The sequence below is a fragment of the Pandoraea soli genome, assembly GCF_902459595.1.
GTDB classification, from domain to species: Bacteria; Pseudomonadota; Gammaproteobacteria; order Burkholderiales; family Burkholderiaceae; genus Pandoraea; species Pandoraea cepalis.
Genome location: NZ_CABPSG010000003.1, coordinates 162,779 through 188,517, shown reverse-complemented (window position 1 = coordinate 188,517; position 25,739 = coordinate 162,779). Strand labels below are relative to the sequence as shown.

Here is a 25,739-nt window from a genome sequence, read left to right as displayed (position 1 = left end):
GGGCAGAGGGCGCCATGGCAGAGCCAGCAATTTCAGCCGACCAGAAGCCGATGAGTGAACAAGCGGTGCAACGTGCGCACGAAGAGCACGAGGATGGCAGCGCTCAGGAAGGCCAGGATAAGGCCGGCAAGCCCCTTGATCACCCAGGTATCCGAGTAGGCCGCGTACTTGATGGCCGCATTGGACAGCGCGGCGATCGGGAAGCTGATGGCCCACCACGAGGCAGCGAAGGGAATCGACCGGCGGAAGACCTTGAACGAAAGCGAGATGAACAGGAACAGGCCGAAGTAAAAGAGCAGGCCGGCAAACATGTCCACATGATGGGTGACGTTCACGTACGCCAGGAAACCCACCTCGAACGGTGCAATCATGATGATCAGCGACGGCACCATGCCGGCCGGCAGCGGTTCTTGATGCACCACGCGCGAGAAGATCATCGTGAAGAACACGAGCGCCATCATCGTGCCGATGGCAATCGCGAACATGTTGAGCTCGTGCGCCCACGCCATCGGCATCGTGCCACCCGCCACGGCGATATCGAGTGTGGCAACGCCGGGAATCAACCAGGCCGGTGCCGCGTGGGCCGGATCCTCCTTGCCTCGGAAGAGCCGACCCGCGATAACGAAGGCCAGACCGATCGTCAGAATCGACCCGATGGTCCAGATGACTTCACCGAGCGCCGCGCTGTAGACGCCAACGACTGACGACAGCAGCAGTACCGCAATCGTGATGGTGCCAAAGAAGTTGCCCGCGACGGGATGATTGAATTCCGCTTTGACGACCGCGGGATACCGCGCCCACTTGACGGCGTAACCGATTGCCAGGACCAGGAACGCGAGGATGGCGATGACGCCAATCCCCTCGGCGATCTCCACATCGGCACCGAAGAGCTGATGTGCGCCACGCCACGCAAGCGACAGTCCGGAAATGCCCATGACTGACGCAAACAAATTGACGGGCAGGTGCTTTACCGAGCTACGCGGCTGAACATATTGCGTAGCGGTGGTGGCATGACTCATGATGTCCTCACTGACCTTCGGTCTTACGCCGGTGCCGCGGTGGCAATCCGGCTCGCTGGAGCGAAGCGTCGCTCGCGCCGTGAGGAAATTATGGGATGCGGTGCGCAAGACCGAAAGTGACGGAATGCGGCGATTCCTGCCAACGTTGTGGCAAACATTGCCATCCGCGGGGAAAGGCGCGCCAGCAATGCGTCATAGGCGCGTCGCGCGCGCAGGCCGGGGCCTTCGCAAATCAGGATGGCGACCTGCATGAATCGGCACTTCAGGATCGCGTGAGCGTTCGGTACATTTCCGAGACCAGGAGCGCTGCATGACCGAACTTCACATTCCAGGCCGCATTCTCTTCCTCAGCGAAGACCCCGACACGATCGATGCCCAGCTTCAAGGGCGTGCATTGAATCTGGCGCAGGCAGGGTCGCTGCGCAACGATGTGTCGACCGACGAGATCACGCCGATTCCGGTGCTGACGTATTACGACGACCGTCTGGCGCGCTATCCCTACGTCGGCCTGAAGGCCGGCGAGCGGACACCGATCGGCACCGATAGCGTGAAGCTTGGCGGGTTCAGCGTCACGGTCGCCGGCAAGCGCTACGGGAAAGGCTCCTCGCGCGAACACAGTCCGGTCGCGGAACGTCGTGCGTGCATCGTTCTGGTCATCGCGGAAAGCTTCGAGCGCATCTATCGACAGAACGCCGACAACGTCGGCTTGTTCACGTCGACGGACTTCGGACTGATCGACCGAATCCAGCGGGGTGAGGCGATCGATATTGAAGAACTGGTGGCGCCGCGCGACACGCTGGCTGCCGCGATTCTGAGGCACGGTGGCCTGCTCAAGTACGGTCAGGCGCGTATGCGCGACGTGCGCCCTTACGCGATGGCGAATGCGATGGCGAACACGTCGCCCCGGCCGCAGACACTCGCGGAAAAGATTCTATCGCGGCATCTCGTTGTGACCGACGATGTCGACGGCGGCTTGCAGCCCGGCGTCGGTGGATTCGTGAGGGCCGACTGGCGTTTCATTCACGAGTACTACACGGGCATGTGTACCCACATGCTGCATGCGGCATTCGGGCGACCGACCCCACTCCGTGAGCCGCAGTCGATCATCGCCTTTGAAGATCATCTGTCGTATTCGAATCGCAGTCCGGTGCATCGTCAGGACGGGCTGATGACCGGCGTCTACCACTTGTCGAACGCGCATCGCGACTTCGTTCGCGAGTACGGCATTCGCAATCATGGCTACCTCGGCGACGCGGACGTGGCGCATGGACACGGGTCCGAAGGCATTTCGCATGCCGTGATGGCCGAGACCTATGCACTGCCAGGACAGGTTGTGGTCGGCACGGACTCGCACACGCCGCATAGCGGTGCGGTGGGTTGCGTGGCCTTCGGCGTGGGAACGACGGACATGGCCAACAGCATGGTCACCGGCGCGGTGCGCTTGACGGTGCCCGAGTCGCTGCGCATCGATCTCGTGGGTCGGATTCCTGCGGGCGTGACGGCAAAGGACATCGTGCTCGAACTGCTCGCGGCGCCCCGCATCAAGGCAGGCGCGGGCGTGGGCAGGATCTTCGAGTTCACGGGAGCGGCGATCAAGCAGTTGTCGACCGACGAGCGCGCGACGCTCACGAACATGACCGCCGAACTGGGCGGATTTACCGGCATCGTTGCGCCGGACGAGGAAACGGTTCGATTCCTGCGCGAACGCCGAGGGGTGGCGTTCGTCATCGAAGACTGGATGCACAGTGATGAGGGCGCGGTCTATGCGGACGTCATTCGCATCGATTGCAGCGCGGTCGTCCCGATGGTGGCGCGGCCGGGCGATCCCGGAAACGGCGTGCCGATCACCGACGTCACCGAAGGGCCGATTCGCTTCGACATCGCCTATGGGGGATCCTGCACCGCCGGCAAGCGTGAAGACTTCGACTATTACCATGCGGTCCTGTCATGGGCGGCGGAGCGCGGACTGAAGGTGCCCTCGCATGTGAAGTTGTATCTGCAGTTCGGGACCGTTGCCGTTCGGGACTATTGCGAGCGTCGTGGCTACCTGAAAGCGTTCGAGCAGGTGGGCGCGGAATTATTGCAGCCGGCATGCGGCGCGTGTGCGAACTGTGGCCCGGGGTCGTCGACGCACGCCGAGCAGGTGACGATCAGTGCCATCAATCGGAACTTCCCAGGGCGCTCCGGACCCGGCAAGGTCTGGCTGGCCAGTCCGCCGACGGTCGCCGCGAGCGCCATTGCCGGTGAGTTGATGTCGTTTGAGGAATTGCAGCGACGGTTCGCTGATCGCCCGCCGGACGCGCAGTCCCCATCGACTTCGCCGAGAGCGCTCCCTTTGTCGCCGTGTGCCTGAGCAATCCCCGCCCCCGGGCGAGGGCTTGAGGGGGGGGCGACGCGAGAAACGTGTAGAAAAACGTGGCGCCGATATACTGGGGTGGAGTATATTGGCGCACCCACACTATGCACCTTCTCCGACATGGCCGACTTCGCCAACCTACTTCAGCAGGGTAACGCGTGGCTTTTCATCCCCAGCGCAATCCTGCTCGGGGCGCTCCACGGACTGGAGCCTGGACATTCCAAAACGATGATGGCCGCGTTCATCGTGGCCATTCGCGGCACCATTGGGCAAGCGGTGTTGCTCGGCCTGTCCGCGACGGTGTCGCATACGGCCGTCGTTTGGGGCGTGGCGTTAGGCGGCTTGTATCTCGGCCGGAATTGGGACGCGCAAGCGACCGAACCGTACTTTCAGATCGCCTCGGCGGTGCTGATCGTCGCCGTTGCCTGCTGGATGGTCTGGCGCACCTGGCGCGACCAACATCACCACGACCACCACGGTCATGACCACGGCCACGACCATGATCACAGCCACGGCCACACCCACGAGCATGATGAGACGCGAATCATCGATACGGGTCACGGTCTGGTTCGTCTGGCGATCTTCGAGGAGGGCGTGCCTCCCCGCTTTCGTTTATCCCGCCAAGGAAATCACGGCCAGGATTGGGCGGCGGATAACGTGCGACTCGAGACCGAGCGTCCGGGAGGTGCCAAGCAAACGTTCACGTTTGTGTCCCGTGACGGGTATCTCGAATCTGTCGAAGAGATTCCGGAGCCTCACGCGTTCAAGGCGCGCCTGCTGCTGGAACATGGCTTCCATCGCCATGGCTACGATGTCGAGTTCACGGAGCACGATCATTCGCATGGCGGCCTGGACGTGGCTTCCGACGAGTACCAGGACGCCCACGAGCGCGCACACGCAGACGACATCAAGCGCCGCTTCGCGAATCGCGACGTCACGACCGGGCAGATCGTCATGTTCGGTCTCACGGGCGGACTGGTGCCATGCCCGGCGTCGATTACGGTGTTGCTGCTTTGCCTTCAACTCAAGAAGTTCGCCCTTGGGGCAGGCCTGGTACTGTGCTTCAGCATTGGACTGGCGCTCACCATGGTGGCCTCCGGCACGCTCGCCGCGCTCAGCGTCAAACACGTGTCCAGACGGTGGAGCGGCTTCGGCGAGTTCGCGCGCAAAGCGCCTTATTTTTCCAGCGCCCTGATCGTGATGGTCGGCTTGTACGTGGGTTACCAGGGGTATCTCGGCTTGGCGACAGTGACTCACTGACACGCCGTGTCCCGGCGATCGGCGGGCATCATGCCCGCCCGAGTCCCCTCCGTCGCCATTCCTGCGCGCACCGCATTGCGTGAATGCCGGGCCGGCCGACGTTCCCTATGGCAACGGCTCACGGCATCGCAATTCGTCATAGTGTTCGTCATTTCGGCAGATAAATCATAAATTACGACGAAATGACGCTACATATCATCCGACACTCTCCCTAGAATGGATGTGGCGGTCCTTGCACAAACGTCGAAGCCAACGATTCGGCGTGATGCCGGCCAGCGCCACCGTTCGACGTTTCCATTCGAGGGGAAGACCATGAAGAAGATCGCCTTGCTTGGCGCGGGACACATCGGCCAGACCATCGCGCGCTTGTTGCACGATAGCGGCGACTACCGGGTCACGGTTTTCGACCGCAACGCGCAGGCGGCTGCCGTAGTGCGCAACCATGCCCACGCGTTCGTCGAACTGACGGGATGCGACACGGGCTCACTGCAACGGGCCGTCTCGGGCCACGATGCCGTCGTCAACGCGCTGCCCTACACCATGGCCACGAGCGCGGCGACGGCCGCCGTCGCCGCGGGATGTCACTACTTCGATCTGACCGAAGACGTGGCCGCAACCCATGCGATCCAGCAACTGGCGGAGGGCGCGTCGACCGTGCTGATGCCGCAATGCGGCCTGGCCCCCGGATTCATCGCCATCGCGGCGCATCATCTCGCCGCCACGTTCGATCAGGTCGACTCCGTGAAGATGCGGGTCGGCGCGTTGCCGGCATTCCCCACCAACTCGCTGAAGTACAACCTGACGTGGAGCGTCGACGGGCTCATCAACGAGTACTGCCAGCCGTGCGAAGCGATTCGAGACGGGGTCAGGCTGAGCGTTCAGCCCCTGGAAGATCTGGAGCACTTCTCGCTCGACGGTGTGGAGTACGAAGCGTTCAACACGTCGGGCGGGTTGGGTACGCTTTGCGAGACGCTGGGCGGACGCGTGCGCGATCTCGATTACAAATCCGTGCGCTATCCGGGCCACGGTGCGTTGATGAAGGTGCTGCTCAACGAACTGCGCTTGAAAGACGATCAGGAAACGATCAAGACGATTCTCAAACGCGCGGTGCCGAGCACGCTGCAGGACGTGGTGCTGATCTTCGTCGTCGTGAGCGGCCTTCGCCGCGGGGTGCTGACGCAGGAAGTCTTCGCGCGGAAGATCTTCGCCGAGCGCAACAACGGGCACAGCGCCAGCGCGATCCAGATCACTACGGCATCGGCCATCTGCGCAGCGCTCGACATGTTCTTCGCCGGACAGTTGCCGCAACGTGGCTTCGTGCGTCAGGAACAAATCGCCCTGGCGGATTTCCTGGCCAATCGGTTCGGCCAGGTCTACGCACACTCGACGCATATCGAATCCCTCTCCTGACGCCAGAGAGGGTCGGGGGCTTCGCGTCGGGGTTAGCGCGCGATTCCCCACCATTGAGGGTGCTTGATCGTGCTTGGAATAAAATTCCTGATTTCGCCGCATTTTGGGACGAAATTTACCTAAAGCGCCCGGTTTGCGGGGAATTCCGCAAGCCTTTTCTCGTTTGCGGCGCGTACGATCGATGCACTTTTTATTCGGTGCCGATCATGCGCGAGAGAGAACCACTCCACTACTTCGATTACGCGGCCACGACGCCGGCGGATGCTGCCGTAATTGCCGCAATGGCCGATTGTCTCGGCGTGGACGGTGTCTTCGGTAACCCGGCCTCGACTTCGCATGCGGCGGGCGTGAGTGCGCGCCGTCTTGTGGAGCGTTCACGAGCCCAGGTGGCGGCGCTCATTGGTGCGCAGGCTGCCGAGATCGTGTGGACGTCCGGCGCGACCGAGTCGAACAATCTCGCGCTTAAAGGTTATGCGGAACGCGGGCAGTCGCGCGCACATTTCGTGACGAGCGCGCTCGAACACAAGGCGATTCTCGACACGATGGCGTGTCTGGCATCGCGCGGTGCATCCGTCACGTATCTGACGCCGTCGACTACCGGCGAGATTACCGCCGATGCCGTGGCGGCAGCGCTACGTCCCGACACCGGACTGGTGTCGGTCATGCTCGTCAATAACGAACTCGGCACGCTGACCGACGTGGCGGCCGTCGCGAAGGTGGTGCATGCGGCCGGGGCGTTGCTGCATGTCGATGCGGCGCAGGCGCTTGGTAAGACCCCCATCGACGTCAAGGCGATGGGCATCGACCTGATGTCGATGTCGGCGCACAAGGTCTACGGCCCCAAGGGCATCGGTGCCCTATACGTGCGCCAGGATGTCATGACGCGCATCGCCCCGCAGATGCATGGTGGCGGTCACGAGCGAGGCCTGCGCTCGGGCACGCTGGCGACGCATCAGATCGTCGGCATGGGCACTGCATGCGAACTCGCCATGCAGGCCATGACGACCGACAACGCGCGCATCGCGCAATTGAGTCGCCGCCTGCTCGATGGTGTGCTGGGGCTCGATGGCATTGTGCACAACGCCGCGACGGCACAGCGTATTCCTCATACATTGAGCTTGACGGTGCGGCATCCGGGTTTCGCGACCTTCATGCTCAACGGCAATCTGGCCGTGTCGTCGACGTCGGCCTGCAACTCGGCGTCGGGGCAGCCGTCTCACGTGCTGAGTGCCATTGGTCTGGACAACGACGCCGCGAGCCGCACGGTGCGTGTGAGCCTCGGTCGCTTTACGACCGAAGCGTCGGTCGATTTCGCGACGGCGTGCTTCGAGCGTGTCGTCGGTCAGTGCCGAGCATTGGCGGCTTGAGGGCGGGGGTATCGAACACGCGTTGGCGCGGCCGAACCCGTCGGCGATTCAATACGACCGTGTCGGCTGCGGCAGGTCGCGATACCAGGCAGCGTCCCAGTCGTCTTCGCGCCGGTAAGGCTTGGCGTCGAGTTTGGCGATGCGCGCAAGGATCCGCCGCGCCGTCGGCGTCGCGCGCAGCAACGCACGGGTGGTGTCGTCGAGATGGGCGATGATATCCGCTATCGTGGTGCCGGCTTCGCCGACCGCCCGCTCGGGATCGTAGCTGCCCATCAAGTGCAGGAAATCGGTCGCCCGCTCGCCAAAGATCGCCGTGAATATTTCCTGCGTTTCGAAGAGCATCGCCAGCAGCGTCGGTGAGACGACCTCGATCTCGAACTGCTGCTTCGATGCCGACAACATCAACCTTTCCTCCGCGTACACCTCCAGGTCACTGATCAGGGCCGGGTCCGTCGTGTGGGCGTTGCGGATGAGCAGCGTTTGAAGGGGGTGTGTTGCGAGTACGTTCCTGGCGGTTGCCGGTGCATCACTGAGCGGCGATGGGAAAAAGAAGTGCGACGAAGCGGAAAGTTCCGGGGGCAGCCAAGCGTTCAGAAAGGTGACGCTATCCTGTGAGGGACAAACAATGCTCCGTATTTTCATGCGACGATCTCCTTAGCTAGAACACTTCGCGAGGTGCTTGCCTTCCTCGACGCAAATTCGAAATTTGCGCTGCAGCGTCTGCGTGAAATTTCGTCGATGGACACAGCGATCGATATCGTCGCCGGTCCAGCAAAGGATGGTCGCCGGTTTGGTGAAATTGACCCGTCCTTCTGCCGCTTCGGTGAATTCGCCGCTGGCGAACAGGCAGCCGATCAGGGCAGCAGGACGGCGAGTCAGCTTTGCCTGGAGGATGGCAATGGGGTCGGAGCCGATGCGTCGTTTGGTCCGACTCGATGGGACCGAATAATCCTTGCATTCGATCATGGCAGCGATGCCCGCGGCGTAGATCACGCCGTCGATCTGCTCGAGGATCTTCTCATCGACGAGCTTGACCGTATAAGGCCACCTCACCGTCGCGCCGCCCAGTTCGAACCCCTTCAGTACGAGATATTCCAGCGCTTTGCCCGCGTCCCATCCGGGTGTGGCGCAACGTTGAATGTCGCGCCACAACCCGGTGACGTCGTCCCAGTCGTACGCCCTGACGCGTTCGATGTATTCGCTGTCTGCCGCCATACCCGCTCTCCGTGAACCGGATACCGATTCTAGCGATGCGAGCGGCGGCGAAACGTCAATGCGCCGATTTATCGGAATGCGCCGATCCGGTTCGGCATTTCGGCGCAGCGAATGTCACGCATTGTGAGGGCTCGTGCTTCCTGATAGCATGTCGGCTGCTTCACGGAGATGGCATACCTCCGGCGTTCGTTCCGCAAACCGCCCCTCCCCGGGGCTGATGATGCCTGCAAGATCCTGGCGTGCCGGGAGGTTGCGGGCTATGCGCGCGAGCGTTTCTCTCATTCTCGGCAGGGTTCAGGCAATTTGTCGACGGCGTCGGTCGTCCCCCCTGTTGGACACCATGAAGATGTTTCAAGACTCTCCCTTGCGCGACTTGTTCGGCGTGTTGCCGCGCGCGGCACGCGCCAGTTCGCTCGCGGCGCTCGTCGGCATCATGGCCGGCAGTGCGTCGGCCCTGTTTCTTGTCGCACTGGATCTCGCGACCGAGACGCGTCTGGCTCACCCGTGGCTGCTCGGGCTGCTGCCCATTGCCGGCTTCGCGGTGGGCTGGCTCTATCTGCGGCTCGGCGCGAGCGTCGAAGCCGGCAACAATCTGCTGATCGACGAGATTCACGATCCGCGGCGCGTCGTGCCGTTGCGCATGGCGCCGCTCGTGCTGTTCGGCACGGTTGTGACGCATCTGGTCGGCGGGTCCGCCGGGCGCGAGGGCACGGCCGTGCAGATGGGCGGCGCGCTGGCCGACCAACTCACCCACGTCTTCCGTCTGTCCGGTGAGCAGCGTCGTGTGCTGCTGATGTCGGGCATCGCCGCAGGCTTCGCCTCGGTTTTCGGTACACCGCTCGCGGGCGCCGTGTTCGGCCTGGAGGTGCTTGCCATCGGACGTCTGCGCTACGACGCCCTGTTGCCGTGCCTCGTCGCGGCGCTCGTGGGCGACGCTGTCACGCGCGCCTGGGGCGTGCATCACACCGCGTACACGATCGCGCCAGGCGCGTTCTCCGCGTCGATGTCGATCGCCGGAGCGCTCAGTGCCGCTGCCGCGGGTGTGCTGTGCGGACTCGCCGGGATGGCGTTCGCGCAGGCGACGCACGCCACGTCGGCCTTCATGAAGCGGCGTATCGCCTACGCCCCGCTGCGCCCATTCGCCGGCGGGCTGCTGGTCGCAGTGGCGGCCACCGTGCTGGGCACGCCGCAGTACCTCGGGTTGGGCATCCCGACCATCGTCGACGCGTTTCATACGTCGTTGCCGTGGTACGACTTCCTTGGCAAGGCGGTCTTCACCGTCATCACGCTCGGCTCGGGCTTCAAGGGCGGGGAAGTGACACCGCTGTTCTATATCGGCGCAACGCTGGGCAACGCGTTATCGCATGTGTTGGCGTTGCCGGCGGCGGTGCTCGCGGGCGTCGGTTTTGTCGCCGTGTTCGCCGGCGCGGCCAACACGCCCATCGCCTCGACGTTGATGGCCATCGAGATCTTCGGCCCGCAGATCGGCGGCTATGCCGCGATTGCCTGCGTACTGGCGTATCTGTGCTCGGGGCACACGGGCATCTATCGCGCGCAACGCGTCGGGTCTGGCAAGCACGGTGCCGTACCGGAAGGCGCGCGACTCGGCGACCTGCCCGCATGGCGCAAGACGCTCAAGGCAGGCGTCCGGCCGACCGACGACGCGCACCACTCCTAAACGACGCCGCGTGCAAGTGTCGTGAGCGTGCGCGCGAACGCCGACGCGTTCTTCATCCCCTGATCTTCGTGGTTCGTATTGAAGAGGACATGCGTGTCGTCGACGGTCGCGGCCAGTCGCTGGACGCGCGCCGAGATGTCGATCAACTCGCTCGCGCTGTACTCGTAGACGAAGCGTCCCGAGGAGGCGGCGATGCCTTGTCGGTTCCAGGCGGCGGCGTTGCGGCCGTGCAGGCGGACGACGCACAGGTCGTCGCGTGTTGTCGCCCAGACCGCAGGCACCGTGTTGTCGAATCCGCCGGGACTGTCGACGATGGTGTGCGCCGCCCCTGTCTCGCGCAGCATGGCCAGCGTGGCGGCTTCGCGCGAGGGCGTGTCGAACCAGCTACGGTGACGAAATTCCACGGCGTGCCGTTCGCCATCGAGCCGTCGCGCGGTCTCGAACACCAGGGCCCGCCCGGCGCGGTCGTTCTGCACGCGCGGGGAGAATTGGAAGTGAATCGCCGCCAGTTGCCCGCGCTGACGCAACGGCTCGATGGCTTCGAGATAGCGTCGCCAGAGTTCGTCGCGAAGTTCTGCGGGGAGTTCTTGCGGCGCGAGAGATCCAAGCGACGCAAGCGGGCCATCTGGCCCTGCGCTTGCGTCGTCCCCCGCACCCAGCGCCTGCGCGATATCGCGCGGCAGTGCCGCGCGCGGCGTCGTATGGCCGGTGAACGCCCGAAATGCCTTGATGTGAAAGCGAAACGACGGGGATGTGCGTTGCGTCCAGCGCCATGCCATGGCGGCGTCGGGCAGCCGGTAGTAGCTGCTGTCGACCTCGACCAGATCGAACAGCGACGCGTAATGACGCAACCGCGCCTCGGGCGTATCGACGCCCGGCGGGTAGAACCGTCCACACGCAATGAGCGTCGGATCGGTCCAGGACGATGTGCCGGTACGAATCGTCATGAGGTCGATCAGTGGGCCGTCAGACGGGCGACAGCGGGAATTTGTCTCAATGTGCGAAGGGACTCGATGGGCGTCGAAGCCATCGTTATAATGTATAAATATACAGTACTCGATGAGCGTACTTGCGGGCCACGGCCCGCCTTTTCGTGGCGCTCCCAGATCTCGCATGTCCGAACAGCCGACCGCCCCCGCCCGCGATCCGTGGGCCGAACTCAACGACCGCCAGCGCGAAGCCGTCGACTATGGCGTGGGCGACAACGGCGCGCCCGGCGGGCCATTGCTCGTCATCGCCGGTGCCGGCTCGGGCAAGACCAGCACGCTTGCGCATCGCGTCGCCAACCTCATCGTGCGCGGGGCCGACCCCAACCGCATTTTGCTGCTTACCTTCTCGCGTCGCGCCGCCGGCGAGATGGAGCGACGCGTAGGTGCGGTGCTGCAAAAGGTGCTGGGTCTGGCGTCGTCGCAACCGCCGTCGCTGCCGTGGGCCGGCACGTTTCACGCCATTGGCGCTCGCATTCTGCGCGATGTGGCAACGCGCATCGGCCTGTCGGAAGCGTTCACCATTCACGACCGCAGCGATGCCGAGGATTTGCTGGGCCTTGCGCGCCACGACCTCGGCTTTTCCGCCACGCAGTCGCGCTTCCCGCTCAAGGGCACATGCCTCTCGATCTATTCGCGCGTCGTGAACAGTCAGGCACCGCTCGCGGAAGTGCTCGCGAACCACTTCCCATGGTGCGCGCAATGGGAGGCGCAGCTCAAGACGCTCTTCGGTGCCTACGTCGACGCGAAGCAAGCGCAGCACGTTCTCGATTACGACGATCTGCTGCTGTACTGGGCCGAGACGATGAGCGCGCCGGAACTCGCGCGCGAACTGGGCGAGCGCTTCGACCACGTGCTCGTCGACGAATACCAGGACACCAATCGACTGCAGGCGCAGATCCTGCTCGCGATGAAGCCCGACGGGCGCGGCCTCACCGTCGTGGGGGATGATGCGCAGTCGATTTATGCGTTCCGCGCGGCCACCATCCGAAACATTCTCGACTTTCCCGGTCAATTTGCCGAGCCCGCCCATGTGGTCACGCTCGAGCGGAATTACCGTTCGACGCAACCGATTCTCGATGCGTCCAATGCCGTCATCGCCGAGTCGAACGAGCGCTACGCGAAGGCGCTGTGGACCGATCGTCAATCGACGCATCTGCCGCAACTCGTCAATGTGAGCGACGAGTCGGGGCAGGCTCGCTGGGTTGCCGATCAGGTGCTGGCGCAACGTGAGACCGGCACCCGATTGATGCAGCAGGCGGTGCTGTTCCGCACCGGGAGCCATAGCGCGGCACTGGAGCTGGAACTCACGCGCCGCAATATTCCGTTCGTGAAATTCGGCGGCTTGAAGTTTCTCGAAGCGGCGCACGTCAAGGATATGTTGTCGATCCTGCGCTGGGCGCACAATCCGGCCAGCCGCTTGTCGGGGTTTCGTGTCGCCCAGTTGATCCCCGGGATCGGGCCCGTGAGTGCAACCCGATTGCTCGACGCCATGTCGGCCTCCGCCACGCCCGCGCAGGTGCTCGCGGGCTTCAAGCCGCCGTCGGCGGCCGCTGCCGATTGGCGCGCATTCGTCGACGTCTTCATCGCGTTGCACGACACGCGGCTGTCGTGGCCGGCCGATGTCGATCTGGCGCTGCGCTGGTATGCGCCGTTGCTGACACAACGCTTCGACGACGCGGCCGTGCGCCAGGCGGACCTCGAACAACTCGCACGCATTGCGGGCACGTATGGGTCGCGTGAGCAGTTCCTGACCGAGCTGACCCTCGATCCTCCCGATGCCACGAGTGCGCAATCCGGTCCGCCGTTACTCGACGAGGACTACCTGATTCTGTCGACGATCCACAGTGCGAAAGGGCAGGAGTGGCGCTCGGTCTATGTGCTCAACGTCGTCGACGGCTGCATTCCGTCTGACATGAGCACGGGCGACGACGAGGACATCGAGGAAGAGCGGCGGCTCTTGTATGTGGCGATGACGCGCGCGAAGGAATCGCTGCAACTGGTCGTGCCTCAGCGATTTTATGTGCATCAGCAAACGGGAATGGGCGATCGCCACGTGTACGGCACGCGCAGCCGATTCGTCTCCGACACGATGTTGCCGCTGTACGAAATTCTCCCGAAGCCGCGCGAGGGCGAGGCGCCGCGAGGGCCGGTGGGCGACGTGACCGTGCACATCGATGTCGCTCGCAAGCTTCGTAACGCGTGGTCTTGAGGTCGTATGGCGCGTCCCGGGCGTTCATGCGGACGTTCGAAGGCGCGGCGATATTCGCGCGCGCCCGGCGCCCACGAATCACCACGTTGCCGCCGGGCGCGCATCAGGTATAGTCGCCGCATCGGCGGCGGTGCAGGGCTTACCGCCGCCATGTAAGTTTCGCAAAGCTTTGTCGAGACGGATGCGGGGGAACGCGAATGCAATGGCTGGTGAACCAAATGACGTTGATGCCGACGGGGCTGTTGCTCGTTTGCATGGCCGTCGGCACGGCGGTGCTTGCCGTGGCCGTCGCGTGGCTGGCGCGCGTCTGGTTGTTCGATCGATTGGCCGACCCGTCCGAGGTACGCGGCACGGTATCCGATGTCGTCCACGGTAGCCTGCTAGCGTTCATCGTCTTCGTGCTCGCCCATGTGTTGACCGACGTGCGCGCCAACCTCGGCCATGCGGACGATCAGGCGCTGCGCGAGGCGTCGGTGGTCAGACGCCTCGATCGAGAACTCAAGGCGGTCGGCGACACCGATGCGCAGACCGCGCGCGTGTTGCTGCGCGGCTACGTGACGTCCGCCGTCACCGACGAATGGAAGACGCTGAGCACCGCCGACCCGGATCTGTCGCCCGTGACCGAAGCGGCATTGACGGCGTTTGTCGGGGCTACGCGCCGTGTGGTTGCGAAACACGAGGACAGCGCCAGTTCGATCCGGACCTTGCTCGATCGGTTGGAAGAGGCCCGTCAAGGACGTTTCGAGAACTCGACGAAAACCGTGCCCGACGTGTTCTGGTGGGTCATCGCGCTCTTCATGCTGGCGGCGATGGCAATGAACGGCCGGTATCCGGGCTCATGGAAAAGCAATTTCATCATCGCGATCCACATGGGCGCGATCGGCATGGTGATCGCGTTGATCGTCAACCTCGATGAGCCGTTCCGCGGCGCGTCGGGCATCTCGCCCGCGCCGCTTGCGAAATCGGTAGGGATCGCGGTGCCGCGCTGACGCGGAACTTCAGCGAGCATTTTTTGCCGGACCGTATCCGGTTGTGGCCAGCAGGAGAAGAGAACGATGGTATCGAATGTGTCCGCGCCGTCGGCGGAATCCACGCCGGAAATCGAGGCGTTCCGCCCGGGTGTCTACCGCCATTACAAAGGCAATTGTTATCTCGCGCTTGGCGTCGCCCGCGCCGACGAGACCGATGAGCCGGTGGTCGTCTACACGCGGCTGTACCCGCGCGAAGGGCTGCCCATGAGCACCCGCCTGTTGCACATCTGGAACGAACCGGTGGAGACGGAGAGCGGCCCGGTGCCGCGCTTCACCTACATCGGCCACACGACGCCTGCTCCCTGAGCCACGTCGCCTCGCTCGCTTTGCGACGCCCGAGGCAAATCGCATGAACGACTGGCATCCCGCCCTTATCAGGACTCCCCCACATGACGCTGCTCCCCCCAATGCCCCATCACGCCATTGACGCTTTGCGCGCCGGCCCGGTAACGGCCGACGGACAAGCGCTCCGCCCCGCCGACGCGGGGGACGCGACATTGGCGTCGAAGCCCGCCCCGCGCAATCTGCGCCGGTGGTGGGCCTTGTTCGCCATTCTGCCGTTCGTGACGTCGGTGTCGGGGTGTGGACTGATGGCGGCGCCCTGTCGGGTGGCGTCGGCGGGGCTGAAGATCATTCCGGGGGTGGGGGGCGTGCTGGCCACGCCGACGGACGCGTGTGCCGCCGCTATCGACTGAGCGCGCTGGGCCATGACCGCGCCGGACGGTCGAGCGAATTCCGGCAGCAGAAAAAAAGAAAGCCCGCGAATGGCGGGCTTAATCCATATCAGGAGGAGACATGGAGGAGACGAGTTCAGTATAGGACGCCGTGTTGCGACGCACCATATGTAATTTTACGTAGTTACCCGCGTGTTGCGTACATGCAACGCAAAATAACAATAATAAAATCAGTTACTTAGATTTTCTCATCATCAATCCCCCCACTTTTTTCATTCAAAATTTCGAGGCGTCCCTCTAATTATTGTGCGTGCGCACGCTTTCTCGCCGACATCAGGTCGAGGACGAATGGCACCGAATCGCGCAGCGAGGGATTGACGGTCGCATCGTGATCCAGCCCTTCGTACGTACGCACCAGGGTGGTGGTTCCCGCTTGGGCCACATCGCGCGCAAACGCTTGTTGCATGATGACCGGCACGTCGATGTCGTTCATGCCCATGCCGATGAACACCGGATGCTTGATATGCAGCGTCGGGTAGCGCAGAGAAGGCGTCTCGTTGTCGAGCAGCTTCTGGATATCCGGCTGCATGCTGTTGCCCGCATTCAGGCCGGCGGCCGTGGAGTGATCGGTCAGTTCGTCGATGCAAAGCGTGCGGGCTTCGTTCAGCACAGGCAACGCCTGCGGCGAGAAGTAGCGCGACGCCTGCATCGTCGGATCGCGGTCGGCCGCCGACAGGAACAGGTACATCGCGTACGGAATCTTCGGATCCGGCGCGCCCGGATCGGGTTGGCTCGCGAACAGCATGGCGGCCGACGTCTGGGCGTTGAAATACGGTGTGCCCGTGAGCACAGTCCCGATCACTTTGACGTCTGGCGCGTATTGCGGCTGATAACCGGCGGCCGAGAACGCCGCGTGCGCACCCTGCGATTGTCCGACGAGGACGACGCGGTTCTGCAACGGGAAGACGCTGCGTGCGGCCAGCAGGCTGTCGAGCACGCTGTAGGCTTGCGCGCGCGAATTCAGATAGTGGTGTAGCCCGGGCGAGCCCAGACCCGCGTAATCGGGGGCCACGATGGCGAAGCCGAGCGAGAGCCACGTGCCCAGATATTGAATGTCGCGCTGGCTGCGCACGTTGAGCGACGGCGCGCACGCGCTGGCGACGCCCACCGTGCCGTGCGCCCACACAACGACCGGCCAGCCGCCGGGCGGTGTCGGTCCTTTGGGAAGGAAGACAGCGCCCGTGTCTTCACGGGCTTCGATACCCCCCACGCCATCGATGGAACTGTAACGAATGCGGAACTGCTCGCCGGCCTCGGGCAAGCCGTGGTCGGCATCGAGCGGCTGCCGGTCGACGATGGCCCCGTGTGGAAGGGTGGCGGGAGCGGTTTCGGGTGTGATCGCTTGGGCCGCGCGGCCGATGACCAGACTGGCAAACAGGGCGGCGCTGATAAAGCGCCAGAGGCGATGGAACATGCTGAACTGTCCTCGTATGGAGTTGTACTTCTGTAGCGCGTGAGTGAAGATCACGCGGCGCCCGCGGACTTGCTGCCATTGCCTTGCGTCGTACTCATGCCGTTACGCCGTCGCCATCCAAATGTCGCAGGCGTTTCCGTTATCCGTTGGCCGCGCTATGGCCGATTCTCCTGCGCTTGTGCCTCGGTAGCCAGGTCGGCGGCCTCCCGCCACGCGCGACGCGCCCGGCGCATGCGACGCAGCGCGAGCGACGACATCGTGATCCAGCCGAACGGACGCGGGTCGACAAGCATGCTCACGGCCCGCGCGTAATCGAGCACCAGGCCTGGCGTCCAGGCCATCGTCTCGGCCCGCTTGCGCAGTTGCGCGGCGACCCACAACTCGGGCGTGAGCCACAGCCGCACGAAAGTCCACCAGCCGGCATCCACCCCGCCGGGCAGTTGACCCACACGGCCTTCGATCGCTGCCTCGAGCGCCTTGGCCACACTGCTCGAGCAGTTGCGGTGCGTGAGGTTATACGTGGCGTTCTGACGGTAAGTCAGCCAGAACGCGCCTAACTGGCGCGGGCTGTAGTTGCGAATGCGCACCTTGACGGTGGACGCACACCAGGCCTTCGATTCGGTCGCATAGTCCGGCTGGAACACGCCGGGGACATCATTCTCGCGCGTGGCGCGCAGCAATTGCCCGAATTGATCCGGAGAACGGTCGATTTCCTTGGCGGGATACAGACTCACATACACGCCTTCGTGACTCTCCAGCGCGGCGTGACCCGTCGAGATCACGCCATTCCCGTCGACGGCGGCGATATAACGATCGATGACCGGGTGACGGCGCGCCGGGGCCTTGGACGAGCCCGATGGTGTCCATACGTGCACCGTCAACGCGGGTTCGCCTTCGGCGGGCGGGCCCTCCCAGCGCGGTGCGCGGGGACGATTCCTCCACAAGCCGCGTTTGTCGCTGGGGCTGCCGAGAATCTGCTCGACGCGGAAGTCGCGTCGCAGGCGCCGCGCGCGCATGGCGAGGACCAGTAAGTTCCACCCGGTGAACGCGAGCCCCAGCCCGATGGCGTAGGGCAAGGTGCCCTTGTAGTGCGTCGGATACGGCTGATAGAAGAAGATCGCCACGGCAATCTCGACCAATCCCCCCGCCGTGGCCCACATCCAGCGCGGATACCGCACGACATAGGCCGCCACGCATTGCAACAGTCCATCGGCGAGGAATAGCGTACCGAACAGCATCGACAGCCAGAAGTTACCGTGCTGTTGATGAAAGAAGAGCACCAGCAGCGCGGCGAGGGTAAAGGTGCCTCCCTTGAGTCCGCGCACGATGCGTTGACCGCCCACGCCGATACTGACGATGGCCAGCGTCGCGAGGCCTTCGAGCAGCAACAGCCAGGCGAACACGTTGAGCGGGAAGTGCACCACCCCGTCGAGGGCATCGACGATCAGCGCAAGCCCGAAAGCTAAGAAAATCGCCCCGATCCAGATCAGGGCGAGGGCGCGGCGGCGCAAGTAATCGACGCCGAGCAGCAGCAATATCAAGCGTACCAACGCAGGGTCTCCATCGCATGCGCCTGTCCGCGAGACGGGACACGGCGCGCACCCCGAATGCGTGAGGATTGGGGATGTGGCTGATTTTGACGCTATCTTAGCGCGTGAACCGTGACAGACCAAAAACAAAGGCGGCGCGCTCCTTTCAGGGCGCGCCGCCTGTTGTGGCGGGCGTCGCTCGCAGCGCCCCGAGAGGCACGGCGAGTGTTGGCCGACTCAGTCCTTCTTGCTTTCGAGCTGCGGCAGGGCGTCGTCGCTCGATGCGGTGAGCAGACCGGCCTTGGCGTAGGTCATGAGCTTCTCGCGCGTGTCGACGATGTCGAGCGTGCGCATCGTGAGCTGGCCGATACGGTCGAGCGGCGTGAACACCGAGTCGCCCTTTTCCATCGTCAGGCGCTCGGGCTTGTACGTCAGGTTCGGCGACGTCGTGTTGAGCAGCGAGTAATCGTTGCCGCGACGCAGCTCGACGGTCACTTCGCCGGTCACGGCACGTGCCACCCAGCGCTGTGCCGACTCGCGCAGCATGATGGCTTGCGGGTCGAACCAGCGGCCCTGATACAGCAGACGGCCCAGGCGGCGGCCATTCTCGCGGTATTGCTCGATGGTGTCTTCGTTGTGGATGCCGGTGACCAGACGCTCGTAGGCGATGAACAGCAGCGCGAGGCCCGGAGCTTCATAGATGCCACGGCTCTTGGCTTCGATGATGCGGTTCTCGATCTGGTCGCTCATGCCCAGGCCGTGACGGCCGCCGATGCGATTGGCTTCCTCGAACAACTCGACGGCGCTGGCGAACGTCTTGCCATTGAGCGCCACCGGCTGGCCTTCTTCGAAGCGCACGGTGACTTCCTCGGCCTTGATCGCGCAGTCGTCGCGCCAAAACGGCACGCCCATGATCGGCTGCACGATCTTGATACCCGAATTCAGATGCTCGAGGTCCTTGGCTTCGTGCGTCGCCCCCAGCATGTTCGAATCCGTCGAATAAGCCTTCTCGACCGACATCTTGTAATCGAAGCCGTTGGCGATCAGGAATTCCGACATTTCCTTGCGGCCGCCCAGTTCGTCGATGAACGTCTGGTCGAGCCACGGCTTGTAGATTTGCAGGCCCGGGTTGGTCAAGAGACCGTAGCGGTAGAAGCGCTCGATGTCATTGCCCTTGAACGTGCTGCCATCGCCCCAGATATTGACGTCATCTTCCTTCATCGCGGCAACGAGCATCGTGCCCGTGACGGCGCGGCCGATCGGCGTGGTATTGAAGTACGTGACGCCGGCGGTCGAGATGTGGAACGCGCCCGATTGCAGGGCGGCGATGCCTTCGGCCACGAGTTGCGCACGGCAGTCGATCAGACGGGCGTTCTCGGCGCCATAACCCATGGCGCGGCGCGGGATTTCGTCATAGTCCGGTTCGTCCGGCTGACCCAGATTGGCCGTGTAAGCGTACGGAATCGCGCCCTTTTGGCGCATCCAAAGCAGCGCGGCGCTGGTGTCGAGACCGCCCGAAAAGGCGATACCGACCCGTTGTCCCGTGGGAATGTGTTGCAGAATCGTGGTCATCGGCGTGGAAAAGCTGGGTTTTTAACCTGTCAAGTATCCCCGTCCGGGCTATGGATGGTCAAGTCTGACGGCCGATTCCCGTGCGTCGGGACGCGAAACATTGCCCAAAGGGTCACCACTGGGTGCCGGCCACGCGGCATGCGGACGACAGGAAATCGGAAAACGCGCGAATCACGAGCGATGCCTGACGATGCTGCGGGTAGACCACGTGGATCGCCGACGGCGCGGGTGCGAACGCGTCGAGAACGGTGACCAGCCGCCCGCTCAGCAAGGCGGGCGCGACGATGAACACCGGCAGCCACGTGATGCCGAGCCCGGCCACGGCGGCGTCGCGTGCCAGTTCGCCGTTGTTCACGCGCAGGCGACCGGTCACCGGAATCTCGACCGGATGCCCGTCTCGCGCGTAACTCCAACTCACGCGCTGGCTATGTCCATAGGGCAGCAGGGCGTGGTCGCGCAGATCTTCCGGTGTCTGCGGCGCATCGTGCGCCTCCAGATACCGCGGGCTGGCGCAGGTCACCATGCGCATGGGCGCGACCGCGCGGCCGATCAGCGACGAATCGGCCAGTGCGCCGATGCGCACCGCCACGTCGTAGCCTTCGCCGATGATGTCGACGGTGCGGTCATTGAGTTCCAGTTCGATGGTGACGTCCGGATAGGTCGTGAGGAACGACGGAATGACCGATCCGAGAAACATCGTGCCGAACGACATGGGGGCGGAGACCCGCAGATTGCCACGCGGACGCTCCCCTTGACTGCTCACCGCGAGATTGGCGGCTTCCACGTCGTCGAGAATGCGTCGTGCGCGCTCGTAATAGACGCGGCCGAGGTCCGTGACCGCGAGTCGCCGCGTCGTGCGCAACAACAAACGTACGCCGAGCGCCTGCTCCAGCGACGAGATGCGGCGGCTCACGAACTGCTTCGACAGGCCGAGCTTCGCCGCCGCGCCCGTGAAGCTCATGGCATCGACCGCGGTGACGAAGATCCGCATGTCGTCGAGTAAATCCATCCGCAAGCTCCCAGTCATAAGAAGATCCGGGTGACAACGAGAGGGTTCGTCTCATCATTGTCACCCGGTAGCCGACAATCTTAGCCGAGATGACGCGCGACTGGCCTATCGAAGCGCCAGTCGCAGTCCCAGCAGGATCGCGGCAGTGCCTGCGACCGCGAGCGCCGTGGGACGATGGCCGAAGATGCCCCAGTCGAGCAGCGCCGTCACCACGGGCACCAGGTAGAACAGGCTGGTGACCGTGACGAGATTGCCCGTGGCGATCATGCGGTAGAGCAACAGGGTCGCGCCGACCGAAATCACGAGCGCCATGTAGAGCAGTGGCAGCCAGAAACCGAGCGACGCGTCGACATGCCACGGCTGCGTCGGCGCGACGAGTAACGCCAGCGCGAACCCGACCGCGTATTGCAGCGGCAGCACGTCGAGTGGCGTTTGTCGCGAGCTTTTCTGCGCGAGGGTACCAAGCGTCATGCACGCCAGCGCGGCCAGCGCCCACAGCGAGCCCGCCGCCGACAGCCGCGCCGACATCAGGCTTTGTGCGACGACCAGCGCAAGACCGGCCAAGGCGACGGCCAGCCCTGCGAGACGTTGCTTGCTATGCGCCCGCTCCAGCGCCACGAGCGTAAGAATCGGCTGCACGCCCAGCACCGTGGCGAGCGCGCCGGGCGTAATGCCATGCGAGAGCGCCAGCAGGTACGCCGCCTGATAGCCGCCAATGAGCAGCACGCCGGTGCCCGCCACTTGCCAGCGGGTGTTCGCGGCCGGCCACCATTGACGGCGCGTCAGGGCGACGAGTGTGAGCGCAGCCAGCGCCACGCCGAGTCGGACGACGAAAAACGCAAACGCCGACGCATGCGCCAGCCCCCATTTGGCGGCCAGTGCGCCGCCGCTCCATAGCAGAACAAACAAGAGCGTCGCGCCGTGCCGGCGCCACGCGAGACCTTCTGATTGCATCGATCTTCCCCTGAACAGGATGTCCGGCCTGTCGGGGCGCGACGTCAGGGGAAATGGCTCAACGATGCCGGTTCCTCTGGCGCGATGTCGCCGCCGACGCGACATGACAACGTGTCATGACGTTCGGCGCACGATGCGCGGACAGGCGGATCGAAACTGAAATTCGGATGTAAAGGAATTGAGCCGGGCGACGACCGCCCAGCGCGCCTACGCTGGCGTCAGGCTACGACGCCGACGACTACGGCCGCGACCACCCCGGCGGGGGGGGGGCCACGCCGGCCGGCGGGGGAGGCGCGACTGCCGCAAAACGTCCGCGCAGCCGTGAACCCACCGCGCGTTGCGGCGGTGCTACGGCAAGTCGGAGGGACGTGTGAGCAGTCATGGATCGATGAGAAGAAAAGCGACGCCCGTCACTCGACGGGCGTGAACACACTTTACACGGCACTTTTGAAGACGGCAAGCGCGAGACGAACGCACGACGTCACGCCATTGGCCACTCGCCCGTGCGATCGACGCTTGGCGACGCCTCGCCGTCGCGCCACGCGGCCGGCAGCGCGCCGCGCACGCGCCGAACCTCGCGCACCCGCATGCGCACAAGCCGCTGTGCGCCGGCGAAGCCGCTCGCCGTTTCGTCATGCCAAATAATTTCCGCGTCGCCTGCCACGTGCAGAAAGTCGCCCGACGCAAAGTCGACGAACACCAGTCCCGCCCGCGGATTGGCGTACAGGTTGCCCAGCGTGTTGTAGTAGGCGTTGCCGCGGAAGTCCGGCCACGTGAGCGTGTTGGCATCGTCGACACGCACGAACCCCGGCTTGCCGCCGCGATGCGAGACGTCCGTGCCGGCGCTGCGCTCGGTCGTGCCGTCTCCCGCGTAATGCGTCGCGACGAAGAACGTGTCGGCGCTGGCGATCTGCCATTGGGCCTCGTCGTCGAGCGATGACTGCGGCGGCTCGGCGAGTGCCGGTGCAGCGTGCGCTTGCGGCGTGATGTCGCGTTTGTGGATGTACTGCGGGCAGTTGCCGAAGCTCTGCGCAACGCGAATCGCAAAGCCCTGCGCGTCCGCGTCGACGACCTGTCCGTTCACACGGTTCCGGCGGCGTGTCGACGGCTCGAGCCCCAACACGCCTACCGGCGCGCCTGGCGTCACGGCGCCGTACAAAGGATCGGTGGCGGGCGGCAAGGCATTCACCCGCAGCAACGTCGGGTCCGGCGCCTGGGCGAAGCCGGGCGTGCCGCTTAACAGGGTTGCCCAGGGCTGCCCCTGTGCGTCGAGCGCACCTACGACCAGAAACGGCAACTGCGCGAAGAACTGACGATGTTGATCGGGCATCGCGGTGCGGATCACCCGCGCCCCGACTTCCGCTATCGCTTCGCGCGAACCGGCCAGTGTCTGTACGGCGATTTCGCCTGCATGGAACGGCGACGTGGGGACGGAAGTGGGTTCCGACGTATTCATGATGTCCTCTCGAGGCTCAGGCGGCGTTAAGGCCGCAAGCGGTCGACACCATCGGTACGAAGCGCGGCAACGCGGCTACACGGGCCAACCACGCAAGCACGGCCGGATAGGGTTCGAGCGAGACGTTGCCCTCGGGCGCATGCGCGAGATACGTGTAGCACGCCACGTCCGCGATCGTTGGCGTGTCGCCGGCGAGAAACGGCGTCGCCTGCGGTGCCGACAGATAGGCTTGCATGCGCGACAGGAGCAGTGTGGCGCGCTCGATCATCGCCGTGGCGTCGACGGGGCGCTTGAACACGACAACCACGCGCGCGGCCGCCGGCCCGAAGGCCAGATCGCCAGCGGCCACCGACAGCCAGCGCTGCACCGTGGCGGCCGTCACGGGGTCGCGGGGCAACCAGGTCCCATGCGCATCGTAGCGACTTGCGAGGTAGACGAGAATCGCATTCGAATCGGCGATCACCTGCCCGTCATCGACGATGGCCGGTACTTGCCCGAAAGGGTTGACGGCCAGAAACGCCGGTTGCTGTTGCTCGCCCACGACGAGGTCGATGTCGACGGTCTCGTACGGCAGCGCCAGCAGGTTCAGCATCAGTTCGACACGATGGCAGTGCCCTGACAGCGCATGCCGATACAGGCGAATCGGACGCGTTGGGCGCAAGGACGGCGCGGGCGAGGGGGCATGCGTTTCGGCGGGGTGGACCATGAGATGTCTCCGGTGGTGAGCGAGGCCGCGTGAGTCCTGCGCTTAGGGGCGTCACGCGATGCACCGATTTTCCATCAAGCCGATTTCCGGATAAATACCGTAAAGCTGATTTGACTGCTCCAATATTCGGAGTAATGATGCATGGTATGGATAAACTTCGTGCCATGCAGACGTTTGTCGCCATCGTCGATCAGGGCAGCCTGAGTGCGGCGGCGCGCGCGCTCGAGTCCTCACTCCCGGCGGTCGTGCGCACGCTGGCGGCGCTCGAGACATCGCTCGATGTCCGGCTGCTCAATCGCACCACGCGCCGCATCGCGCTTACCGAAGAGGGGCGCACGTATCTCGACACGTGCCGCCAGATCCTGAGCGAACTCCAGGAGGCTGAAGCGCGGCTGGCCGCGCGGCACGAGGCGCCGAGCGGCACACTCGTGGTCACGGCGCCGGTGCTGTTCGGGCAGTTGCACGTCGCGCCCGCGCTATATCGTTTCCTGCGCGCCTATCCGGCCGTCAAATGCCGTCTGTTGCTCAACGATCGCGTGGTGAATCTCTGGGAGGAAGGCATCGACGTCGGGATTCGCATCTCGCCGCTGGACGACTCCACGCTCGTTGCGCAAAGCCTCGGGGCCATTCGTCGCGTGGTGGTGGCGAGTCCGGCGTGTCTGGCCGAGCAGGGGGAAGTGACGCACCCGCGCGACCTGGCGGGCAAAAATTGCATCCGCTCGCACGGTGGTGGCTTCGGGCAGTGGCGGTTCTGGGAGGGCGGACGCGAGTTCGTCGTACCGGTCGACGGCAATCTCGAGGTCAGTCATGGCCTCACGGCCATCGACGCGTGCCTGGACGGAATGGGGTACGGGTGCTTCCTCTCGTATCAGGTCGCTGCGCCGATGGCCGACGGCCGTCTGGTACGCGTGCTCAAGGACTACGAAGGACCGGCACGGCCGGTCAATATCGTGTATCCCCACGCGCGACTGTTGCCGTCGCGCACGCGCGTGTTCGTGGAGTGGATGAAGCGGGAGTTGCGCGACGTGTCGATGCGATGAACAAAAGAACGCGGAAAGCGACAGTGCCGCTTCCCGCGTAAAAAGCCCGCCGACGCCAATCGGCGGACCGCTTCGTTCGTTATGGAATCAGTCGTCGTCGCCGTGACGCCAGCCCCAGCCGCGGTGGTGGCCGCGATCGTGACGGTCTTCCCAGCGGCGATCGCGCCAGTCGTCCCAGCGGTCGCGACCGTAGTAGACAACCGGACGCGGGGCTTCGTACATGGGGCGCGGCTGCACATAGACCGGCTGTGGTGCCACGTAGACCGGCGGCGCTTCAATCACTGGCGCGGGCAAGCCGAGATAGACGCCAACATCTACACGGGCCGACGCGGCGCTGGAAGCAAGCGCGGCGGCAGCGCCAAGGGCAGCGACGATAAACATGCGTTTCATGATGTCCTCCAGTGACGCTCGCAGGTCGATGCATTGTTCGATGACAGGGTGCGACTGCGTGCGCGTGGGCAATGAAGCCAGTGAGTCGGATCGATTCGCGAAGGCGGTGCAAGCCGGGAAGTATTCCCATCCAGATGCTTTCGTCGAACCGTTGAAGCCAGTGTATCGACGACCCTGCGCAGCAGGTGCTACCAGTTTGTCGGGGATGTGTCGTTTTGTAACGCGGGGGATGGCCCTCGCGCGGTCGCGGAAAAAACAAAAGGCGTTACGCGAAAAACGCGCAACGCCTTGTGCTTTTGATTCGTTGGTAGGCTCGATTGGACTCGAACCAACGACCCCCACCATGTCAAGGTGGTGCTCTAACCAGCTGAGCTACGAGCCTAGAAAGACCGCGAGTATAG

At 64.1% G+C, this 25,739-nt stretch carries 21 protein-coding genes, 1 tRNA gene, 1 pseudogene and 1 riboswitch; of the genes and pseudogenes, 10 read left to right on the top strand and 13 right to left on the bottom strand.

The genetic code is table 11. The features are described from left to right. Positions 1–32: 32 nt before the first annotated feature. Positions 33–1,019, bottom strand: a complete 987-nt coding sequence (locus PSO31014_RS07370) for an SLAC1 anion channel family protein (RefSeq protein ID WP_174976435.1) — start codon at positions 1,017–1,019, stop codon at positions 33–35. 310 nt (positions 1,020–1,329) lie between these two features. Between PSO31014_RS07370 and PSO31014_RS07365 the strand changes: the two genes are divergently transcribed. The 4 genes and pseudogenes from PSO31014_RS07365 to PSO31014_RS07350 form a co-directional block, all read left to right on the top strand. Beyond that, positions 1,330–3,372, top strand: a complete 2,043-nt coding sequence (locus PSO31014_RS07365; protein ID WP_150551009.1) for an aconitase family protein — start codon at positions 1,330–1,332, stop codon at positions 3,370–3,372. A gap of 123 nt (positions 3,373–3,495) precedes the next feature. Beyond that, entirely contained in the window at positions 3,496–4,635 is a 1,140-nt protein-coding gene (locus PSO31014_RS07360; protein ID WP_150551223.1) for a nickel/cobalt efflux protein RcnA, read from the top strand. Between the two features lie 312 nt (positions 4,636–4,947). Beyond that, the gene (locus PSO31014_RS07355; protein WP_174976434.1) at positions 4,948–6,045 is read left to right on the top strand and encodes a saccharopine dehydrogenase family protein; all 1,098 of its coding nucleotides are present in this window, start codon (positions 4,948–4,950) and stop codon (positions 6,043–6,045) included. Positions 6,046–6,251: 206 nt separating this feature from the next. Continuing rightward, positions 6,252–7,409 (top strand): annotated as a pseudogene (locus PSO31014_RS07350) (cysteine desulfurase family protein); the annotation flags it as partial. A 51-nt stretch (positions 7,410–7,460) separates the two neighbouring features. Here the strand turns inward: PSO31014_RS07350 and PSO31014_RS07345 are convergent. Together PSO31014_RS07345 and PSO31014_RS07340 are read right to left on the bottom strand one after the other, a co-directional pair. Next, the gene (locus PSO31014_RS07345; protein ID WP_150551006.1) at positions 7,461–7,814 is read right to left on the bottom strand and encodes a hypothetical protein; all 354 of its coding nucleotides are present in this window, start codon (positions 7,812–7,814) and stop codon (positions 7,461–7,463) included. 252 nt (positions 7,815–8,066) lie between these two features. After that, positions 8,067–8,627: a restriction endonuclease gene (locus tag PSO31014_RS07340; protein ID WP_150551005.1), complete on the bottom strand. Its 561-nt coding sequence runs from the start codon at positions 8,625–8,627 to the stop codon at positions 8,067–8,069. A gap of 155 nt (positions 8,628–8,782) precedes the next feature. Beyond that, a riboswitch (Fluoride riboswitch) is annotated at positions 8,783–8,861 on the top strand. Positions 8,862–8,967: 106 nt separating this feature from the next. On the opposite strand from PSO31014_RS07340, the gene PSO31014_RS07335 reads away from it, so the two are divergent. After that, positions 8,968–10,305, top strand: a complete 1,338-nt coding sequence (locus PSO31014_RS07335; protein ID WP_150551004.1) for a voltage-gated chloride channel family protein — start codon at positions 8,968–8,970, stop codon at positions 10,303–10,305. Here PSO31014_RS07335 and PSO31014_RS07330 read toward each other — a convergent pair. Continuing rightward, a complete protein-coding gene (locus PSO31014_RS07330) occupies positions 10,302–11,252 on the bottom strand; it encodes a DUF72 domain-containing protein (RefSeq protein ID WP_150551003.1) in 951 nt (316 codons plus the stop codon). The two genes, PSO31014_RS07335 and PSO31014_RS07330, sit on opposite strands and share 4 nt — an antisense overlap. 166 nt (positions 11,253–11,418) lie before the next feature. Between PSO31014_RS07330 and PSO31014_RS07325 the strand changes: the two genes are divergently transcribed. The 4 genes from PSO31014_RS07325 to PSO31014_RS22915 all read left to right on the top strand — a co-directional run bounded on the left by PSO31014_RS07325 (position 11,419) and on the right by PSO31014_RS22915 (position 15,229). After that, positions 11,419–13,503 (top strand): ATP-dependent helicase, encoded by a 2,085-nt coding sequence (locus tag PSO31014_RS07325; RefSeq protein ID WP_150551002.1) that lies wholly within the window; start codon positions 11,419–11,421, stop codon positions 13,501–13,503. A 218-nt stretch (positions 13,504–13,721) separates the two neighbouring features. Beyond that, positions 13,722–14,492, top strand: coding sequence for a bestrophin-like domain (locus PSO31014_RS07320; protein ID WP_174976433.1), 771 nt, complete (start codon positions 13,722–13,724; stop codon positions 14,490–14,492). A gap of 66 nt (positions 14,493–14,558) precedes the next feature. Then, on the top strand, positions 14,559–14,840 hold the full coding sequence (locus tag PSO31014_RS07315; protein ID WP_150551000.1) for a DUF1653 domain-containing protein: 282 nt from the start codon (positions 14,559–14,561) through the stop codon (positions 14,838–14,840). 218 nt (positions 14,841–15,058) lie between these two features. Then, positions 15,059–15,229, top strand: a complete 171-nt coding sequence (locus PSO31014_RS22915) for a DUF6726 family protein (protein WP_315973487.1) — start codon at positions 15,059–15,061, stop codon at positions 15,227–15,229. A 280-nt stretch (positions 15,230–15,509) separates the two neighbouring features. On the opposite strand, the gene PSO31014_RS07305 is transcribed toward PSO31014_RS22915, so the two are convergent. The 7 genes from PSO31014_RS07305 to PSO31014_RS07275 form a co-directional block, all read right to left on the bottom strand. Next, on the bottom strand, positions 15,510–16,682 hold the full coding sequence (locus PSO31014_RS07305) for an alpha/beta fold hydrolase (RefSeq protein ID WP_150550998.1): 1,173 nt from the start codon (positions 16,680–16,682) through the stop codon (positions 15,510–15,512). A 155-nt stretch (positions 16,683–16,837) separates the two neighbouring features. Then, the gene (locus PSO31014_RS07300) at positions 16,838–18,232 is read right to left on the bottom strand and encodes an HdeD family acid-resistance protein (protein ID WP_150550997.1); all 1,395 of its coding nucleotides are present in this window, start codon (positions 18,230–18,232) and stop codon (positions 16,838–16,840) included. Between the two features lie 216 nt (positions 18,233–18,448). Beyond that, positions 18,449–19,783, bottom strand: coding sequence for an argininosuccinate synthase (gene argG / locus PSO31014_RS07295; RefSeq protein ID WP_150550996.1), 1,335 nt, complete (start codon positions 19,781–19,783; stop codon positions 18,449–18,451). Between the two features lie 112 nt (positions 19,784–19,895). Then, the gene (locus PSO31014_RS07290; RefSeq protein WP_150550995.1) at positions 19,896–20,792 is read right to left on the bottom strand and encodes a LysR family transcriptional regulator; all 897 of its coding nucleotides are present in this window, start codon (positions 20,790–20,792) and stop codon (positions 19,896–19,898) included. Between the two features lie 105 nt (positions 20,793–20,897). Then, positions 20,898–21,746 carry a DMT family transporter gene (locus PSO31014_RS07285; protein ID WP_150550994.1) on the bottom strand — a complete coding sequence of 283 codons (849 nt, stop codon included), beginning with the start codon at positions 21,744–21,746 and terminating at the stop codon, positions 20,898–20,900. Between the two features lie 481 nt (positions 21,747–22,227). Then, positions 22,228–23,202, bottom strand: a complete 975-nt coding sequence (locus PSO31014_RS07280) for a pyridoxamine 5'-phosphate oxidase family protein (protein ID WP_150550993.1) — start codon at positions 23,200–23,202, stop codon at positions 22,228–22,230. Positions 23,203–23,218: 16 nt separating this feature from the next. Continuing rightward, positions 23,219–23,908, bottom strand: coding sequence for a glutathione S-transferase family protein (locus PSO31014_RS07275; protein WP_150550992.1), 690 nt, complete (start codon positions 23,906–23,908; stop codon positions 23,219–23,221). Between the two features lie 146 nt (positions 23,909–24,054). On the opposite strand from PSO31014_RS07275, the gene PSO31014_RS07270 reads away from it, so the two are divergent. Then, on the top strand, positions 24,055–24,948 hold the full coding sequence (locus tag PSO31014_RS07270; RefSeq protein ID WP_150550991.1) for a LysR family transcriptional regulator: 894 nt from the start codon (positions 24,055–24,057) through the stop codon (positions 24,946–24,948). A gap of 87 nt (positions 24,949–25,035) precedes the next feature. Here the strand turns inward: PSO31014_RS07270 and PSO31014_RS07265 are convergent, their stop codons facing one another. Then, a complete protein-coding gene (locus PSO31014_RS07265) occupies positions 25,036–25,338 on the bottom strand; it encodes a hypothetical protein (RefSeq protein ID WP_150550990.1) in 303 nt (100 codons plus the stop codon). Positions 25,339–25,643: 305 nt separating this feature from the next. After that, positions 25,644–25,720: transfer RNA gene (locus PSO31014_RS07260), tRNA-Val, on the bottom strand. Positions 25,721–25,739 lie beyond the last annotated feature (19 nt).

Excerpts from the sequence above, each read along its gene's own strand:
- PSO31014_RS07355 (WP_174976434.1), top strand. The coding sequence starts at position 4,948 with ATGAAGAAGATCGCCTTGCTTGGCGCGGGACACATCGGCCAGACCATC.
- PSO31014_RS07305 (WP_150550998.1), bottom strand. The coding sequence starts at position 16,682 with ATGTTCCATCGCCTCTGGCGCTTTATCAGCGCCGCCCTGTTTGCCAGT.
- PSO31014_RS07265 (WP_150550990.1), bottom strand. The coding sequence starts at position 25,338 with ATGAAACGCATGTTTATCGTCGCTGCCCTTGGCGCTGCCGCCGCGCTT.
- PSO31014_RS07370 (WP_174976435.1), bottom strand. The coding sequence starts at position 1,019 with ATGAGTCATGCCACCACCGCTACGCAATATGTTCAGCCGCGTAGCTCG.
- PSO31014_RS07340 (WP_150551005.1), bottom strand. The coding sequence starts at position 8,627 with ATGGCGGCAGACAGCGAATACATCGAACGCGTCAGGGCGTACGACTGG.
- PSO31014_RS07325 (WP_150551002.1), top strand. The coding sequence starts at position 11,419 with ATGTCCGAACAGCCGACCGCCCCCGCCCGCGATCCGTGGGCCGAACTC.
- PSO31014_RS07270 (WP_150550991.1), top strand. The coding sequence starts at position 24,055 with ATGGATAAACTTCGTGCCATGCAGACGTTTGTCGCCATCGTCGATCAG.
- PSO31014_RS07285 (WP_150550994.1), bottom strand. The coding sequence starts at position 21,746 with ATGCAATCAGAAGGTCTCGCGTGGCGCCGGCACGGCGCGACGCTCTTG.
- PSO31014_RS07330 (WP_150551003.1), bottom strand. The coding sequence starts at position 11,252 with ATGACGATTCGTACCGGCACATCGTCCTGGACCGATCCGACGCTCATT.
- PSO31014_RS07335 (WP_150551004.1), top strand. The coding sequence starts at position 8,968 with ATGAAGATGTTTCAAGACTCTCCCTTGCGCGACTTGTTCGGCGTGTTG.
- PSO31014_RS07345 (WP_150551006.1), bottom strand. The coding sequence starts at position 7,814 with ATGTTGTCGGCATCGAAGCAGCAGTTCGAGATCGAGGTCGTCTCACCG.
- PSO31014_RS07280 (WP_150550993.1), bottom strand. The coding sequence starts at position 23,202 with ATGAATACGTCGGAACCCACTTCCGTCCCCACGTCGCCGTTCCATGCA.
- PSO31014_RS07315 (WP_150551000.1), top strand. The coding sequence starts at position 14,559 with ATGGTATCGAATGTGTCCGCGCCGTCGGCGGAATCCACGCCGGAAATC.
- PSO31014_RS07275 (WP_150550992.1), bottom strand. The coding sequence starts at position 23,908 with ATGGTCCACCCCGCCGAAACGCATGCCCCCTCGCCCGCGCCGTCCTTG.
- PSO31014_RS07365 (WP_150551009.1), top strand. The coding sequence starts at position 1,330 with ATGACCGAACTTCACATTCCAGGCCGCATTCTCTTCCTCAGCGAAGAC.
- PSO31014_RS07290 (WP_150550995.1), bottom strand. The coding sequence starts at position 20,792 with ATGGATTTACTCGACGACATGCGGATCTTCGTCACCGCGGTCGATGCC.
- PSO31014_RS07360 (WP_150551223.1), top strand. The coding sequence starts at position 3,496 with ATGGCCGACTTCGCCAACCTACTTCAGCAGGGTAACGCGTGGCTTTTC.
- argG (WP_150550996.1), bottom strand. The coding sequence starts at position 19,783 with ATGACCACGATTCTGCAACACATTCCCACGGGACAACGGGTCGGTATC.
- PSO31014_RS07320 (WP_174976433.1), top strand. The coding sequence starts at position 13,722 with ATGACGTTGATGCCGACGGGGCTGTTGCTCGTTTGCATGGCCGTCGGC.